20 protein-coding genes are annotated in these 15,874 nt (G+C 56.7%); 15 read left to right on the top strand and 5 right to left on the bottom strand.

All coding sequences use genetic code 11. From position 1 onward, the window contains the following. Window positions 1–14: 14 nt before the first annotated feature. Complete coding sequence (locus tag ACIONG_RS08345; protein ID WP_401298114.1) at window positions 15–836, bottom strand: aldo/keto reductase; 822 nt, start codon at window positions 834–836, stop codon at window positions 15–17. Window positions 837–1,461: 625 nt separating this feature from the next. Here ACIONG_RS08345 and ACIONG_RS08340 point away from each other — a divergent pair. The 6 genes from ACIONG_RS08340 (at window position 1,462) to ACIONG_RS08315 (ending at window position 4,773) form a co-directional block, all read left to right on the top strand. After that, window positions 1,462–2,058, top strand: coding sequence for a hypothetical protein (locus tag ACIONG_RS08340; protein WP_401298112.1), 597 nt, complete (start codon window positions 1,462–1,464; stop codon window positions 2,056–2,058). A gap of 98 nt (window positions 2,059–2,156) precedes the next feature. Then, window positions 2,157–2,561, top strand: a complete 405-nt coding sequence (locus tag ACIONG_RS08335) for a hypothetical protein (RefSeq protein ID WP_401298109.1) — start codon at window positions 2,157–2,159, stop codon at window positions 2,559–2,561. A 41-nt stretch (window positions 2,562–2,602) separates the two neighbouring features. Further along, window positions 2,603–3,007, top strand: coding sequence for a hypothetical protein (locus tag ACIONG_RS08330; RefSeq protein ID WP_401298106.1), 405 nt, complete (start codon window positions 2,603–2,605; stop codon window positions 3,005–3,007). Between the two features lie 144 nt (window positions 3,008–3,151). Next, on the top strand, window positions 3,152–3,616 hold the full coding sequence (locus ACIONG_RS08325; protein ID WP_401298104.1) for a hypothetical protein: 465 nt from the start codon (window positions 3,152–3,154) through the stop codon (window positions 3,614–3,616). A 60-nt stretch (window positions 3,617–3,676) separates the two neighbouring features. Continuing rightward, window positions 3,677–4,183 carry a DUF4265 domain-containing protein gene (locus ACIONG_RS08320; RefSeq protein WP_401298101.1) on the top strand — a complete coding sequence of 169 codons (507 nt, stop codon included), beginning with the start codon at window positions 3,677–3,679 and terminating at the stop codon, window positions 4,181–4,183. Between the two features lie 62 nt (window positions 4,184–4,245). Continuing rightward, a complete protein-coding gene (locus ACIONG_RS08315; protein ID WP_401298099.1) occupies window positions 4,246–4,773 on the top strand; it encodes an Imm15 family immunity protein in 528 nt (175 codons plus the stop codon). Between the two features lie 59 nt (window positions 4,774–4,832). On the opposite strand, the gene ACIONG_RS08310 is transcribed toward ACIONG_RS08315, so the two are convergent. Then, window positions 4,833–5,981: an aldose epimerase family protein gene (locus ACIONG_RS08310; RefSeq protein ID WP_401298096.1), complete on the bottom strand. Its 1,149-nt coding sequence runs from the start codon at window positions 5,979–5,981 to the stop codon at window positions 4,833–4,835. Between the two features lie 272 nt (window positions 5,982–6,253). Between ACIONG_RS08310 and ACIONG_RS08305 the strand changes: the two genes are divergently transcribed. From ACIONG_RS08305 to ACIONG_RS08290, 4 genes are all read left to right on the top strand, one after another. Then, the gene (locus ACIONG_RS08305; RefSeq protein ID WP_401298093.1) at window positions 6,254–7,003 is read left to right on the top strand and encodes a hypothetical protein; all 750 of its coding nucleotides are present in this window, start codon (window positions 6,254–6,256) and stop codon (window positions 7,001–7,003) included. A gap of 204 nt (window positions 7,004–7,207) precedes the next feature. Then, the gene (locus ACIONG_RS08300) at window positions 7,208–8,422 is read left to right on the top strand and encodes an MFS transporter (protein ID WP_401298090.1); all 1,215 of its coding nucleotides are present in this window, start codon (window positions 7,208–7,210) and stop codon (window positions 8,420–8,422) included. A 230-nt stretch (window positions 8,423–8,652) separates the two neighbouring features. Next, window positions 8,653–9,438, top strand: a complete 786-nt coding sequence (locus ACIONG_RS08295) for a sulfite exporter TauE/SafE family protein (protein WP_103306644.1) — start codon at window positions 8,653–8,655, stop codon at window positions 9,436–9,438. A gap of 9 nt (window positions 9,439–9,447) precedes the next feature. Beyond that, entirely contained in the window at window positions 9,448–9,774 is a 327-nt protein-coding gene (locus tag ACIONG_RS08290) for a hypothetical protein (RefSeq protein WP_103306643.1), read from the top strand. Window positions 9,775–9,802: 28 nt separating this feature from the next. Here the strand turns inward: ACIONG_RS08290 and ACIONG_RS08285 are convergent, their stop codons facing one another. Then, a complete protein-coding gene (locus ACIONG_RS08285) occupies window positions 9,803–10,267 on the bottom strand; it encodes a GNAT family N-acetyltransferase (protein WP_401298086.1) in 465 nt (154 codons plus the stop codon). 208 nt (window positions 10,268–10,475) lie between these two features. Between ACIONG_RS08285 and ACIONG_RS08280 the strand changes: the two genes are divergently transcribed. The 4 genes from ACIONG_RS08280 (at window position 10,476) to ACIONG_RS08265 (ending at window position 12,103) form a co-directional block, all read left to right on the top strand. Then, complete coding sequence (locus ACIONG_RS08280; protein WP_401298083.1) at window positions 10,476–11,045, top strand: DUF4174 domain-containing protein; 570 nt, start codon at window positions 10,476–10,478, stop codon at window positions 11,043–11,045. A gap of 22 nt (window positions 11,046–11,067) precedes the next feature. Beyond that, entirely contained in the window at window positions 11,068–11,295 is a 228-nt protein-coding gene (locus ACIONG_RS08275) for a hypothetical protein (protein ID WP_401298080.1), read from the top strand. A gap of 231 nt (window positions 11,296–11,526) precedes the next feature. Beyond that, entirely contained in the window at window positions 11,527–11,820 is a 294-nt protein-coding gene (locus ACIONG_RS08270) for a DUF6124 family protein (protein WP_401298077.1), read from the top strand. Window positions 11,821–11,836: 16 nt separating this feature from the next. Then, a complete protein-coding gene (locus ACIONG_RS08265; protein ID WP_103306637.1) occupies window positions 11,837–12,103 on the top strand; it encodes a hypothetical protein in 267 nt (88 codons plus the stop codon). 80 nt (window positions 12,104–12,183) lie between these two features. Here the strand turns inward: ACIONG_RS08265 and ampC are convergent, their stop codons facing one another. Beyond that, complete coding sequence (gene ampC, locus ACIONG_RS08260) at window positions 12,184–13,350, bottom strand: class C beta-lactamase (RefSeq protein WP_401298074.1); 1,167 nt, start codon at window positions 13,348–13,350, stop codon at window positions 12,184–12,186. A 160-nt stretch (window positions 13,351–13,510) separates the two neighbouring features. On the opposite strand from ampC, the gene ACIONG_RS08255 reads away from it, so the two are divergent. Continuing rightward, a complete protein-coding gene (locus ACIONG_RS08255; protein ID WP_401298071.1) occupies window positions 13,511–14,389 on the top strand; it encodes a LysR family transcriptional regulator in 879 nt (292 codons plus the stop codon). A 120-nt stretch (window positions 14,390–14,509) separates the two neighbouring features. Here ACIONG_RS08255 and gudD read toward each other — a convergent pair whose 3' ends face one another. Then, the gene (gene gudD, locus ACIONG_RS08250; protein WP_401298069.1) at window positions 14,510–15,853 is read right to left on the bottom strand and encodes a glucarate dehydratase; all 1,344 of its coding nucleotides are present in this window, start codon (window positions 15,851–15,853) and stop codon (window positions 14,510–14,512) included. Between the last annotated feature and the right edge of the window lie 21 nt (window positions 15,854–15,874).

Below are 15,874 nucleotides of genomic sequence, written 5' to 3'. Positions count from 1 at the left end.
CGCCAGCCGCTGGCTCAGACCATGGCCAGTCGCTGCTTGCGTTGTGGCGCTTGAAACACCTGGTCCAGCGCCGCCAGATCCCCGGCCTCCAATTGCAGCTGCGCCGCTTGTGCATTGAGTTGCACATGTTCCGGTCGCACAGCCTTGGGAATCGCAATCACACCATCCTGACGCAGAATCCACGCCAGCGAAACCTGTGCGGGAGTGACGCCATGACGAATGGCGATCTGCTTCAGCAGCGGTTCAGCCAGCATCGCGCCACCCTGGCCAATCGGACAGTAGGCCATCAACGGCATGCGCTGGTGTTGGCACCACGGCAGCAGACCGAATTCGATGCCACGCTCTTCCAGGTTGTAGAGCACCTGATTGGTCGCACAGGCTGAACTGGAGAGTTCTTCGAGGTCGTCGACATCGAAATTCGACACACCCCAGCGGCCGATCTTGCCTTCTTCGCGCAGGCGTTCGAACGCTTCGACGGTTTCTTCCAGCGGATACTGGCCGCGCCAATGCAACAGATAGAGGTCGATGTAATCGGTGTCGAGCCGACGCAGGCTACGCTCACAAGCCTGCGGGATGCCTGCGCGGCTGGCGTTGTGCGGGTAGACCTTGCTCACCAGAAACACCTGATCGCGCAGCCCGGCGATGGCCTCGCCGACGACTGTTTCGGCACCGCCCTCGGCGTACATCTCCGCTGTATCGATCAGGGTCATGCCCAACTCAATACCCGTGCGCAGCGCCGCCACTTCACGCGTGTGCGCCGAACGGTCTTCGCCCATGCGCCAGGTGCCCTGGCCAATCACCGGCACCTGCACACCGGCCAACTCGAGAGTACGCATGCAATCCTCCTTTCTGAACGTGTCGATACCTTTTAGTGGGCAGCAGGATAGCGCAGGGGTTCCATGAGGCTCAAAACGCAAAAGATCGCAGCCTTCGGCAGCTCCTGGCCGAACGCTGCGATCTTTCGATCTTGCGCTTTTCATTTAACAATTTTTCGTTAAACACCTGCCCGGGCAAGTGCGCAAGAAGTTGCGCAGTGCTCTGCCTGTTTTGACTGGGTAAATGCGCTACAGCCCACGTAATACATGGCCTGTAGCCAAGTGCGCAACTTCTTGCACACCACTGCGCAAGAAGTTGCGCACTTTTCGTTGTTTGTTTCGGTTCAAGTGACGCAGGAAGACGGTAGGTTTTGCTCAGGACCTTGATCCGCAGGGGCTTTGTGATATCTGGCATGAAGTTTGATGACTCATCGCCACTCTGACCGGCAATAGCGCCAGCCTGTGCGTGTGTTTTAAGATGCCTTGATAAAACGATGAGTGTGGATCGGCTCAAGAAATCCGCACGAGCGGGCATCGATTCCGATCCAGACTCTTCGCGTGTGCCTGAACTGAGACAGCTGGGAGCCATTGTTAGTGAGGAGCATGCCGCGGGTACGAACGCCGGTAGCGCGTAATAAGGGAATATGTGATTTCTAATGATTTTCATCAGCTTGTTCAGTTGTTTATAGAGGGGGCGGGTAATCTTCAGCCGGGTATTTTTGGGTTGAAAGGCTTCTCCGGGGCGGATTTGATAAGCGCCGATTTTGAACTGATCGGCGATCCGAATGGATTTCATTCTTTCGAGAAAGCGTACGAAGTTCCTTATTTTCGTAGAAAAATAATGGTTGTTTTCAAGCAGTATTTTTTCGCGAGTGAGAGTCTGGGAGGAGGTCTTGGTATTGCAGGTGGGGTAAGGCTGACTTCGCTTTTAAGGATGCAGCCATTTGCTACATCAACGGGGCATGTCGATACGAATCGTAAGGAGTTCTTCTTTTTCGAGGATAAAAGTGATGGGGCACTGATTTTTGACGAAAAAATCGTAATACGATTCGATCAGTGGTCCAAGCGCAATTCTTATACGGTTTCAACGCTGGAGTGTGATTTTGATAATGCACACTTCAATGCAATAGCTAAGAAAGCGGTTCGCGAAACGTTTGAACCGTTCACTCACGATTCGATGATTAGAGATGCAAAACAACGGCGCTGCGCACGTGCATTTAATCGTTTGATTGCAGCGCTCTAATCCGCACTGCTGGTCAGGCTTGCCATGAAGCAGTTTACGGATGACGTACCTGGTAGTGACGGTGCATAAGGTCACTGCAATGAATGTAAGGAAGCAATATGATTAGCTCTGCTGAAGAGTTTGTGGCGCTGCGTGGCAGTGAAGTGAAAGACGAGTACGATCGAGCCGCTATGGAAGAGGCGCCGATTTCGGTATGGCGTGAGGTGATCGAGAAATTCCCCGAGTACAGAAGATGGGTTGCGCACAATAAAACGGTGCCGGTGGAAATTCTTGAAGAGCTGTGTGTATTCGATGACGTCCGGTATTTTGTTGCTTCAAAGCGAAAGTTATCGCAAACATTGTTTGAGCGTCTTTCTCAAGACCCCAATTCTCTTGTCAGGGGGGCAATAGCTGCAAATAGAAAAGCGCCTATTGCAATCCTGGAGAAGCTGCTTGAGGACGAGAGTGAAAGCGTTGTCAGTATGGCGAGATATAATTTCGCAAGTAGGAAGCCTCAGTCATAGTTCTGTATTCAACAACCCGCCTCATCTTTAAAGGAATAAACATGAAAAAAGCCGCTTTCATTTTTGCAATCACCGCCGCTTTCGGCACCGTCAATGTTGCCCACGCGGAGGGGCCGGACGCTGTCACGCTGAAGGGGATTTACGACATGGGGCGTAACACGGCCGGCCTGATCAAGCATTGCGTTGACAAGGGCTTGCTGAAAGCTGACAGCGTGGATAACGCCAATAAAATGGTGGGGTTTGTCTCCGAGATGCCGGGTGAGATGGACAAGAGCGAAGGCGACAAGAGCGAAGCCAACGGTCGTAAGGGGGAAGTGCTGACGGAAGGTAAATACCAGAAGCTGGAAGCCAACCTGCCATCGGACCTGACGCTCAAGCAGTGGTGCGAACAGGCGGATCAGGGCATGCGCGAGGGCTTGAAAAGCGCCGGGCTGATCGAGGGATGATCTGACTGGTCAGATACAACAGACGCTCACTGAACGCGAGCGTCTGTGATTTAAAGGCCCAGTAAAGAGTGGGCCTTTTTCTGTAACAGTCGACAACTGCGTCTGCTGTAGCCACGCATCGGTCAGGAATGGAAGAAGCATTTTATGATGCTGGATAGTTTGGAAAATAATGAGTTTGATCGCCTGGAAGAACAGCTGCTTGAGGCGAGTGTGTCTTTTGGAGAAATGACCTGTGAGTACACTCGTTATCTATTGGGTCTTATCCAGAGAGGCAAGCTTCACGCTATTTCCAGTGCCAAATTGGAGTTGTTGCTTCCCTATCTGAAGGCAGGCCTCTCGCGGGAAAGAATAGAAAGTGATGAGGCATTCCGAAAGAAGCTCAAGGTTGAACTCTGGCAGATGGAGCAGCAGTACCGTAAGACGGATGAGTGTTTTGCAAATTTTGTTCGGGCTGTGCTCTGTTGCTTTGGGACAGAGGAAATCTGGGAAGAGGAAGGGGATGGCGGCACACCGGTCTATCTTTATTTCCTGATCTTGAAGAGGATACTGCCGGGTCTACGGAGAGACTTCATCAGCAATTTCTACAGCTTTCTTGAGCACCGCATTTGATCCTCGCTCTGTGTGTACAGGGTCTGATTTTGCTTTAGAGCACCAGGTTAGGAGTATTGGATGGTAGACGAAGGATCTGTAAAACATATTCGCGTGTATGCCGGAAAGAACTCCAAAGGGGCGGTGTTTGAATCTTTACCCGCGAGAAAACTGGCTGAGCATACCTATGAATTGCTTTCATCACCGGGGCTGGCGTTGAATCTGGCCAGAGGCGATGTGGTTTCCCTGGAAAATTCTCAGACACACGCCGAGGTACTGAGAAGGGGAGGTAATTTCTGTATTCACATCTATTCCAGCCACATTTCGCCAGAGCGTCTGGCGAGGCTGGAGGCGGACGTTGCCAACCATCTCAACGGTGCCTTGGACGGCGTATACAAAGGGAATTTGACTTTGGCCATTCCCGCGAAGACCGGAATGGATAACATCGCACTGTTCTTCGACGCGTTCCGCGAGGAGACCGGGCTTCAATGGTATTACGCGAACGTTTACAAGAATATCGATGATATAGAAGACGAAACGCTTCTCTACTGGTGGCTGGGCGATGGCGCGAACAGTACGACAAATTAATCGGCCCAGCATTGCACAGCGGACAGTAGAGGGTTTTGAGATCTGATGGAATGTTCGGGAAGATGAAGCTGACAGACTTTTACAGCAAGGTGATTAGCCAGGAACCCTATAACGATATGGGGGTGTTCTTTTCAAGCTATGAGAGTTTTGAAGAGATACCGCTTGTTTCACGATACAGCCGATTGGCGTTTTTGCAGGCGCAGATGAGCAGTGACCGAGTCTCCGATTTTCTGACCGGTCTCGCCGTGTTTCTTCTGAACTCAATAAAGGCGTTGACTGCGACGGGCACTGATAACAAGCACTTTTATGCTGTGAGTTACACCGATTTCGAAGCTCTGGAGGAGCAGGGTGTAGCGATCCCCAATATCTTTGTTTATCCAAAACCATCCTCTAATGGTTTTGTGGAGAAATTAAAGAGTGACCCCGTCGCATCGGTGTCGCGAGAGATGGAAGAAGTCAGAAGGCATTTTTCCAACTGCGGTGTAGAGACGCTCTTTGATTTCTACGAAAGCAGGTTTTATGACGTTGCCTGTGGTGAGGATATTGTCAGGGTTTTTGCCGTTCCCAAGAGCTTCGAAAACGATAGATGACGGGGGCCGCTTAGCGGCCCGGCGGGAGCAAGCTCCCTCGCCACAGATCCAGTGTGGATCTATTTTGTGGAGAACTTCAGCACCACGCTTTGGGTGTAAGTCTGCCCTGGGTCCAGACGCGTACTCGGGAAGTCCGGCTGGTTCGGCGAGTCAGGATAGTGCTGCGTCTCCAGAGTAAACGCCCCCCAATGCGGATACACCTTGCCACCCTTGCCCTTGACCGTGCCGTCGAGGAAGTTGCTGGTGTAGAACTGCACGCCCGGTTCGTTGGTAAACAGTTGCAGATGCCGGCCGGACTGCGGATCGCTGACTTCAGCGGCGACCTTGTTTACATCACCCTTGGTATCCAGCGCCCAATTGAAATCGAAGCCGCCCTGTTTTGGTTCGGCGAATTTCAACTGCGGATGATCAGCTTTTATATGCGTGCCAATCGCTGTCGGTTTGCTGAAATCCATCGGCGAGCCGGCTACCGGCGCCAGTTCGCCGGTCGGGATCAACTTGGCCGTGACGGGGGTGTAATGACTGGCATGCAGGGTCGCGACCTGTTTGAGAATGTCGCCATTTCCCGCGCCGGCCAAATTGAAGTAACTGTGATTGGTCAGGTTGAGCACCGTCGGTTTGTCGGTGCTGGCCTTGTAGTCGATGCGCAGTTCGTTGTTGTCGGTGAGGCGATAGGTCACCTCAGTGGTGAGGTTGCCTGGAAAGCCCATTTCGCCGTCCGCCGACAGATAGGTCAGGGTCACGCCGACCGAATCCTTGTCCTTGGTTTCCTGCGCTTTCCAGACCTTTTTATCGAAGCCTGATGTGCCGCCGTGCAGCGCGTTGGTCTTGTCGTTCTGTGGCACTTGATAGCGCTTGCCATCGAGTTCGAACGCGCCCTCGGCGAGGCGATTGCCGAAGCGGCCGATGGTCGCGCCGAAATACGCGGTGCCTTTCTGATAGCCCTGCACATCATCGAAGCCGAGCACGACGTCGTCGAACTTGCCGTGCTTGTCCGCCACTTTCAGCGATTGCAGGGTCGCGCCGTAGGTGATGACGGTGGCTTGCATGCCATGGCTGTTGCGCAGGATGTATTGCTCGACGGGCGTGCCGTCATTGGTTTTGCCGAAGGCTTTGTGTTCGGCGCTGAGGCCCGCCGCGTTGGCGGAAAGGGTGGCGATCATCAGAGAGAGTCCGAGGCCGGAGAGCAGGTGACGGGATTGAAGCATGGTTGACCTTCCTTTTTGTTGTTGTTTTCAAATCCCGGTATAGGAGCTGCCGCAGGCCGTTCCTACATAGGGATGGTAATAGTCATGCTATTTAAGATTTGAGTGAAAATTTATAGCCGATTAAGCGTTTATTGCAATGATAAAGTCGGACTAAATGGTTGCCGAAGGTCGGGAAACACTGTGAGCACTGCACTTTTTTGCAATCGGCGGCTCTATCCATGGCCAGGATGCGGTGACTCCCGCCGCACAGGAATGTGCCTGTTCGAGAATTCATGCCGAGCGTTTTTGACCTGATCACCGTATTTTTTCGCCGACCGTGCTTGCTGCTGGTGTGTCTGTCGTCGCTGTTGTTCAGCGGTTGCAGCCATCAGGACGGCAACGGTTTCTTCAATCAGATGCGTGAAGGTCAGCCGCAGGAATTCCTGCAGACCAGCGTCGATCGCATGGCCACGATGGCGATGCGCGACAACCTCAACAGCCTCTACCGCTTGATGGGCAAGCTGTACCTGCGCAACCCCGAGGAGCTGCGCAAATCCGGTTTCCTCAATATCAACACGGCGGTGAAACAGTTGCGCTTGGCGATCGAGCAGCAACAGCCGCTGCCGGTGCTCGGCGGTCGCAAGGATCTGGCCGCGCTCAGCTATGCGATGAGCCCGGAGTTTCTCGGTGACCGGGTCGGTGCGTTCATCTATGCCATTGGCAGCATGCTGGTGACTGCCCATGGCAATCGCACCGAGTTCTACATGACCGATGCGATCAACCCGACGTTTGTGCACAACTCTGCGCGCAATATTGAGAAGGCCATGTGGATTCTGTCGCAACGGCAGAACAAGGAAGGCCAGCCGTTGTTGTTCTCCAATGAGATCTCGGAGGAGGGCAGCAACCTGAGCTTCGCCACCGAGTTCAGCAAAATCGTCGCGCGCCTGGATTTGCTGACGCAAATGCTCGATGAGCGCTACCGGCGGATCGGTCTGAATTACGCGCAGAGTCTGTTGTTCCTGAATTTCTTGCCGGTGCAGTGAGTTCGGTTGGGCGGTGATGCTGATCAATGCAGCACAAATCCCTGTGGGAGCTGGCTTGCCAGCGATGGCGGTGGGTCAGACAAAACAACGTCGCCTGACCCGACCTCATCGCTGGCAAGCCAGCTCCCACATTGACGGATAGCCAGTGCGGTTTTTTGTATACAATCCATCGCCGCTATTGATCAAAATGGAGCCGCACCCCTCATGACCCACCCCGCAAGCGCCGATTTCAGCCGTGTCGATCGCACCGCCCGTGCCGACAAACTGCCCTATGCCGCGTTGCTGGCGTTCGCCATGACCGGTTTCATCGCCATCCTCACCGAAACCCTGCCGGCCGGGCTGCTGCCACAGATCGGCGCAGGGCTGAACGTCAGCGAAGTGCTCGCCGGACAACTGGTGACGCTGTATGCGCTGGGCTCGATTGTCGCGGCGATTCCCCTGACCGTTGCCACGCGTGGCTGGCCTCGGCGGCGTGTGTTGCTGATGACGGTGGGCGGGTTTCTGCTGTTCAACACCATCACCACGTTTTCCAGCCATTACGGTTTGACCCTGGCTTCGCGCTTTCTCGCCGGGATGGCGGCGGGGCTGTCGTGGGGGATCATGGCCGGGTATGCACGCGGGATCGTGCCGGTGCATCAACAGGGGCGGGCGCTGGCGATTGCCATGCTCGGCACACCAGTGGCGTTGTCGTTGGGCACGCCGGCGGGGACATGGCTGGGCAATCTGATCGGCTGGCGTGCCTCGTTCGGGATCATGTCGGCGCTGGCCCTGGTGCTGGCGGCGTGGATCGTCATCGCAGTGCCGGATCGACCGGGGCAGGCCAGTGATGAACGTCTGCCATTGCTCGAATCGTTGCGCCTGCCGGGCGTGCGGCCGGTGCTGTTCGTGGTGCTGACGTGGATGCTCGGGCACAACATTCTCTACACCTACATCTCACCGTTTCTGCTGCAGGCCGGTCTCGCGGACCGGGTCGATCTGGTGTTGCTGGTGTTCGGCCTGTGTTCGCTGGTGGGGATCTGGATCATCGGCTCGTTGGTGGATCGCTGGTTGCGCTGGCTGACGCTGATCAGTCTCGCGGTATTTGCACTGACGGCACTGGTGTTGGCGCTGATTACACCGTCAGCATTGCTCATTTATGCCTGCATGGCGGTGTGGGGCTTGTCGTTTGGCGGCTCGGCCACCTTGCTACTGACCTCGGCGGCGGACTCGGCCGGTGAGCATGTCGACGTGGTGCAAGCGATGCTCACCACCTCCTGGAACGTGGCGATTGCCGGCGGCGGATTGTTTGGCGGCTTGTTACTGAATCGGGCAGGCGCGATGTCGTTTCCGTGGGCGCTGCTGATCCTTTCGCTGATCGCCTTGGCGACGGTGTGGATCAACAAAACCCACAGCTTCAAACCGGGTCGGCGAGTGCACTAATCTGCGGCTCACCAAAATACCCCCTGTAGGAGTGAGCCTGCTCGCGATAGCGTTGGGTCAGTCACTGAATCGGTCACTGATAAACCGCTATCGCGAGCAGGCTCACTCCTACAGTAGAGCGATTGCGAGTTCGATATGGCATAACGATAGACCGCATCGATATATGTGGTTATAAGAAAAATCGCTATGCTGCGGGCCAGTTTTTTCCTGTCGTTTTTCTGGACGTCTTAATGGATTTGGCAAATTTCGGCCTGGTGATTGCCGGGCTGGTGGTGGGTTTTATCGTCGGCATGACCGGTGTCGGCGGCGGTTCCTTGATGACGCCGATCCTGCTGTGGTTCGGCATCAACCCGGCGACAGCGGTGGGCACCGACCTGCTGTACGCGGCCATTACCAAATCCAGTGGTGTGCTCGTCCATAGAAAGAACAAGAACATCGATTGGGCCATTACCGGCTGGCTGACCCTCGGCAGCGTGCCGGCGGTGGCCATGACCCTGTGGTTCCTCAGCACCCTGCACACCGCGCCGGACGCGATGAACGCCATCATCAAGCAGGCGTTGGGTTTTGTACTGTTCGCGACGGCGCTGGCGATTTTTTTCAAGAAGCGCCTGCTCGAATTCGCCCACAAACGCGCGGGTGGCAACTACAACCCCAGCGGTTCGCGGCTGAACGTGATGACGGTGATCACCGGTCTGATCCTCGGCACCATGGTTGCCCTGACCTCGATCGGCGCTGGCGCCCTGGGCACGGTCGCGCTGTTCATCCTCTACCCGCTGTTGCCAACGCGCCGTCTGGTCGGCACCGAAATCGCTCACGCCGTGCCGCTGACACTGGTGGCAGGTCTTGGCCACGCGAGCATGGGCAACATGGATTGGGGCGTGCTGGGCTTTTTGCTGGTGGGTTCGTTGCCGGGCATCTGGCTCGGCAGTCACCTGACCGGGCGCATCTCCGATGAAGTGCTGCGCCCATGCCTGGCGACGATGCTGGTGTTGATCGGTTACAAATTGGCGTTTTGATGAAAGACCATGAGTGAAACCACCTTTCATTGCGATGGCCGCATCGCAATTACCGTCGAACCGCGAGAAATGCGCATGAGCCATTGGCTGTATGCGCCGCTTGTGGTTGATCAGCAGCGTCAGCAAGTGTTGCTGGATCTTGGCGACAGCCTATGGGATTTGATCGGCACGGCGGACGAGACAGCCAGTGGCATCGACTTGCTCCTGCGCAAATATCCTGGAGATCGCGCATCGGTAATGCTGAGCGTTGATCTCGACGGCGGGGTACTCAGACTCGGCGAGCACTGCATTGAACCGTCACAATTACTGGCGGCACTCGATTTGGCACTGGGCTGAGACAAGCACCCACGCCACAGAGATTGTCTCAGTCGGCGAAAGTGTACTTCATGATCGTCACCGGCAAATCTTCGTAGACCAGATCCTCGACCACCTCCCAACCCAGCCGCGCATAAAGTGATTGCGCGGCGTCGGTGTACAGATACAACTCCCGCACACCCAGCCCCGCAGCCTCTTCAACAATCCGATTGACCAGTTGCGAAGCAATCCCGCGTCCACGTTCTCCGGCTTTCACATAAACCCCGGCCAGCCACGGCGTCAGGTCCGGGCGGGTTTTCATATCGCTGTCGATCAGCAGCGCGCCACCGAGTAACTTGCCGTCTTCGATCGCCACCACGACGCTGGGAATCGCACCCTTGCCGCATGCCGCGCGCATGCGTTCGGTGCGCGCCTCAAGGGTGTCACCTGTCCGGAACTCACCCCACTCCTTGAAGTTGAGTTCGGCCAGTTCTTCAATCAGTTCGGGGTGATCGCAAAGATAGTCGATGTGCATGCGGGTGAACTCCGTTTCGTCGGCAGAACTGCCACCCTAATGCGCTCATGCAAGGTAATCAAATCCACGTCACGATTGCGCGCATCCGGTTGCGCAATGTCCGGGCTGACCTAAGCTTCTGACAAGGCGAAACATATTTGCCGGCTCACCCCGGAACAATCGCCACGATGCGCAATCATTAGAGCGTGGATATCAAAAGGAGATGCGCATGCTCATCAGGTCAATGACCCTGACACTCTTGCTGGCGATTGCCGGCCCCTTGTTCGCCGCTGACAACGATTCGCCGACTGCTGGAGACTTGGGCCGCGCCCGACCGCTGATCGTCATCGCGCAAAGCACCGTTGACCCCGTGTGGGTGAGCCTGAAAAAGTCGCTGGAGGATCCTGCCAACAAAAAAGGTGTGGCCGACCGCAACATCAAGGTTTACACCATCCTCAACATGACCGGTCAGCTCGACGGCAAGGATCTCGGCCAGCAGGACACCATGGCACTGCTGCGCTCGCTGAAGCTGGGTGCCGGGGCATATCCGAAAGTGTTCCTGGTGGGCAAGGACGGTGAGACCAAACTCTCGGCATCGGGGGATGAAGCGAAGTCGGTGGACCTGAAGAAAATCTTCGACACCATCGACGCCATGCCAATGGCCGAGAAGGAAGCGGCCGCTGCAGCCGCCGCACAGGCCCCGGCCGCCGCCGTGCCGGAACCGGCCAAAGGTGCAAAAGGCGCCAAGCCGACCAAGCCTGCAAAACCGAGCAAGCCACCGGAAATGCCGGATGATTGAAGGCATGGCCTGAATCAAAAAAATGGGCGACCTCAGCAGGTCGCCCATTTTTATTTGCCTGCTGATCAAAAATTCGTTGCAGCATATTCCTACAGAAATGTCTGAGGCAAAGGCCTGCGTCTGCCGTGGATTTTTCCTGCAAGTCGCGGCGGCGGTGGTGAACTGGTGCGCTGTGGGGCAGGGGGATAACCTTCTTTGGCCGCTGAAAAAAACAGTGGTCGGATGTGGAAGTCCGCTGGAGAGAGAATGAAACAAGCTTTCATGAAGCGCAGGTAGACATTTTTATGTCAACATCGCCGCGTTTTATGGCGGCTGTGCGCGGGAGCACTTTCGAGTGCGCCGGGGTTTCGTTCTCTCCCAGGTCTTCCACACCTGCGTACAGCTGCCACCTTTCATGTGGAAGTGAGTGGGTGGCTCCATAAAATTCAATAGAGAACTTTTTCACATGAAAAAACACACACCGAGTCCTCCTGAATCTCCCATGACTTCAGGATCCTTCGACTCCCGCAACAATCGCCTCCGCGCCCCCAATCACCCCGATCCCGTCAGCTACGTCTTCACCCTCCGCCCCGACATCGACACCCCCACGCTACTCACCCACGCCTGCGAAACCCTCGCCTCACTTAACGTTCTGACCACCGACATGGCCTGCAAACTGGACGATTCCCAGCGCAGCCTCGCCTTGGCGATTCAGCAGTTGGCCGTGATTGGCGAGTTGCTGGTCAACCGCGCACTGGACAATTTCGACCCACTGCACATCGCAACTCAACATTGAACACGGAGGTTCAAGCATGGCGCGCTACATCCCCATCACCGGTATCGACTGCAAGATTCCATGTTTGCTGATCGACAGCGAAGCCCCCATTGACGTGTTGCACGGTACGGCCGCGTATCGCTTGCGCTGCGTGACGCAGTTGATGGAAACCCTGTCGCTGGAGGAGGGCAAGGGACACGATGCCTTGTTGTTGCAGGATTTCGCCCGGGTGTTGGCGATTCCATTGCGTGACAGTTGTGACTTGATGGATGTCATCGGGTGGCGGTTGCAGGCGCAGCTTTAAGCGCTGAAACGAAATGGGCGACCTCAAGAGGTCGCCCATTTTTTTTGTGAGTAGAGAACCCTGTGGTGAGGGGATTTATGTCATTCAGTCAGGGTGCTGAAGATTTCATGCGCAATTTTCACCCGTTCCGCATTCGGGTAATTCTTGTTGGCCAGGATCACGATGCCCAGATCCTTCGACGGCACAAACGCCACGTACGCGCCAAATCCACCGGTTGCGCCGGTTTTGTTGTACAGCACATTGGCCGGTTCAGGCTGTGGCGGATTCAGCCAATTGGCCTTGTGCGCGTCCGTCACCATCTTTGTCGAGTTGCCGGCCTGCAGTTTGCTCAGGCTGATCGGGTAGGCATAGCGCTCCCAGCCCAGGCCTTGAGTCATGTCGCCCACACTGTAATAACCGGTGTGGGTCGCGGCGACGGCGTTTTGCAGCGGCTGTTGCAGGCTCGCGGGTTTCAGGTTGGCTTCGACGTAACGGAGCATGTCCGCCGCGCTGGTTTTGATGCCGTAGGCTTCGGAATCCAATGCTCCCGGACTCACGCGAACCGGTTGATCCTGCTTGTCATATCCCTTGGCATACAGGTGCTCTTCGGACGCGGGCACTTGAATGTAGGTGTGCTTGAGGCCCAGTTTCGGTAGCAGGGTTTCGCTCATGGCCTGATCAAACGGCTGGCCAAGGCTCTTTGCCGTCAGGTAACCGAACAAACCCAGGCTGGGATTGGAATACTGACGATGACTGCCGGGCGGATAAGCCGGTTTCCATTGTTGGTAATAGCCGAGCATCTTGTCCGCCGAATCCGCCTCTGCGGGGAATTGCAGCGGCAAACCGCCGGCGCTGTAGGTGCCCAGTTGCAGCACGCTGATGTTGTCGAAGGCACTGTCTTTTAGTTCCGGCCAGAGTTGGCTGGCCTTGGTCGACAGGTCCAGTTTGCCCGTCGCCTGGGCGTAGCCGGCGAGCGTTGCGGTGAAGGTTTTGCTCACCGAGCCAATTTCAAACAGGGTGTTTTCGCTGACTTTCTGCCCGGTGTCCTTGGCGGCGACGCCGTAGTTAAAGTAATGCGCCTTACCGTTGACGGTCAGGGCGATGGCCAGGCCAGGAATGTTCTGTTGTTGCATCACGGGCGTGACAGCAGCGTTGACCACTGCTTGCAGTTGTTCGTCGGTTTGCGGTGCGGCAACGCAGGCAGCGGCGCCGAAGAACAGGCCGAAAGCGCTGCGGGAAATGACTTTGCTTGGGTTGATGAATGACATGAGTGAACCACTCTCCATGAGTGTTGATGGCGTTATCCCGCTAGACTGCGGGCAATTGAAACGTCAGGTGGCTGATCAGCGCCGACAATTTAGGCAGTCTGGCATTCATCGACAAACGATGAAAACTCGGATGAGCCATTAGAAAAATTGAGGGCTGGGCATGATTCGACCGCAATTGCCGCTCAACGCACTGCGCGCTTTCGAGGCGTCGGCGCGTCATTTGAGCTTCACCCGCGCTGCCGTGGAACTGTGCGTGACCCAGGCCGCCGTCAGCCATCAGGTCAAAAGCCTTGAAGCGCAGCTCAGCGTAACCCTGTTCAAACGCTTGCCCCGCGGGCTGATGCTGACCAGTGAAGGCGAAACCTTGTTGCCGGTGTTGAGCACTTCGTTTGACCACATCGCGCAGATTCTTGAGCGCCTTGCCGGGGGACAGTACCGCGAGATGTTGACTGTTGGCGCGGTAGGCACATTCGCCGTAGGTTGGCTGTTGCCGAGGCTGGCGGACTTTCGATTGAAACATCCGCTCATAGATTTACGCCTGTCGACTAATAACAACCGGGTGGATGTTGCCGCTGAAGGGCTGGATTACGCGATCCGTTTCGGCGCTGGCGCCTGGCATGGTATCGAAGCGACGCGGTTGCTCGACGCGCCGTTGTCGGTGTTGTGCGTGCCGGAAATCGCCCGGCAATTGCACACGCCCGGGGATTTGTTGCAGCAGACCTTGCTGCGTTCCTATCGCACCGATGAATGGCCGGAGTGGTTTCAGGCGGCGGGTTTGGCGACCCAGGCAGCGCCGCCGCAGAGCATCGTCTTCGACTCGTCACTGGCAATGATGGAAGCGGCGTTGCAGGGCGGCGGGGTGGCATTGGCGCCGCCGCTGATGTTCGCCCGGCAATTGGCGGCCGATGCGATTTGCCAGCCGTTTGCCGTCGAGATCACCACCGGCAGTTATTGGCTGACGCGGTTGCAGTCGCGGCCGGAGAGCGCGGCGATGCTCGCGTTCAAAAACTGGCTGCTACAAATCTCAGGGCAGCCCTGAACCCTGTGGGAGCGGGCTTGCCCGCGATGGCGTCAGGTCTGTCGACATTTATTTAGCTGATCCACCACCATCGCTGGCAAGCCAGCTCCCACAGGGACGGTGGAGTTTGCATTGAAAGCGTCAGCGCACCAGACACGGCCGCTTGTTATCGAACTTCCACCCGGGAATCAAAAACTGCATCGCCACGCTGTCATCCCGTGCGCCCAGGCCCATGCCTTTATACAGTTCGTGGGCCTTGGCCAATTGGTCCATGTCCAGCTCTACGCCCAGCCCCGGTTTCTGCGGCACTTGCACGCAACCGTCGACGATTTGCAGCGGCGCTTTGGTCAGGCGCTGGCCGTCCTGCCAGATCCAGTGGGTGTCGATGGCGGTAATTTCACCCGGTGCAGCCGCTGCGACGTGGGTGAACATCGCCAGGGAAATATCGAAGTGATTATTGGAATGCGAGCCCCAGGTCAGGCCCCACTCATGGCACATCTGCGCCACGCGCACCGAACCCTGCATGGTCCAGAAATGCGGGTCGGCCAACGGGATGTCGACAGACTGCAACTGGATCGCGTGACCCATCTCGCGCCAGTCGGTGGCGATCATGTTGGTGGCGGTTTTCAGCCCGGTGGCGCGGCGGAATTCGGCCATCACTTCGCGACCGGAATAACCGTTTTCCGCACCGCACGGGTCTTCTGCGTAAGCCAGCACATGATGCTGATCACGGCACAGACGAATCGCTTCTTTCAGTGACCATGCGCCGTTCGGATCGAGGGTGATTCGCGCCTCCGGGAAGCGCTCGGCCAGTGCCGTCACCGCTTCGATTTCGGCATCGCCACTGAGGACGCCGCCCTTGAGCTTGAAGTCCTTGAAGCCGTACTTCGCATGCGCGGCTTCAGCCAGACGTACCAAGGCTTCGGCGGTCATGGCCTTCTCGTGACGCAGGCGAAACCAGTCATTATCCGCATCCGGTTCGCTGCGATAGGCGAGGTCGGTTTCGCGCTGATCGCCGACATAAAACAGGTAGCCGAGCATCTTCACTTGATCACGCTGCTGACCTTCGCCGAGCAGCGCCGCGACCGGTACGTCGAGGTGCTGGCCGAGCAGGTCGAGCAGGGCGGCTTCGAGGCCGGTGACCGCGTGGATGGTGATGCGCAGGTCGAAGGTTTGCAGGCCACGGCCGCCGGCGTCGCGGTCGGCGAAGGTCTGACGCACTTGGTTGAGGATCTTTTGATACGTGCCGATCGGGCTGCCGATCACCAGGCTGCGTGCGTCTTCCAGGGTCTGGCGAATGCGTTCGCCTCCGGGCACCTCGCCGACGCCGGTGTGCCCGGCGTTGTCCTTGAGAATGACAATGTTGCGGGTGAAGAAAGGTCCGTGGGCGCCGCTGAGGTTGAGCAGCATGCCGTCGTGACCGGCCACCGGGACGACTTGCATGGCGGTAATGATCGGGGCTTTGGCGGTGTCGTGTGCGTTCATTGTTTTTATCCCTGGAAACGG

The sequence above is a fragment of the Pseudomonas sp. NPDC087817 genome, assembly GCF_044742875.1.
GTDB lineage: Bacteria > Pseudomonadota > Gammaproteobacteria > Pseudomonadales > Pseudomonadaceae > Aquipseudomonas.
The sequence above is the reverse complement of the archived record's forward strand: the minus strand, read 5'-3'. Positions and strand labels throughout refer to the sequence as shown.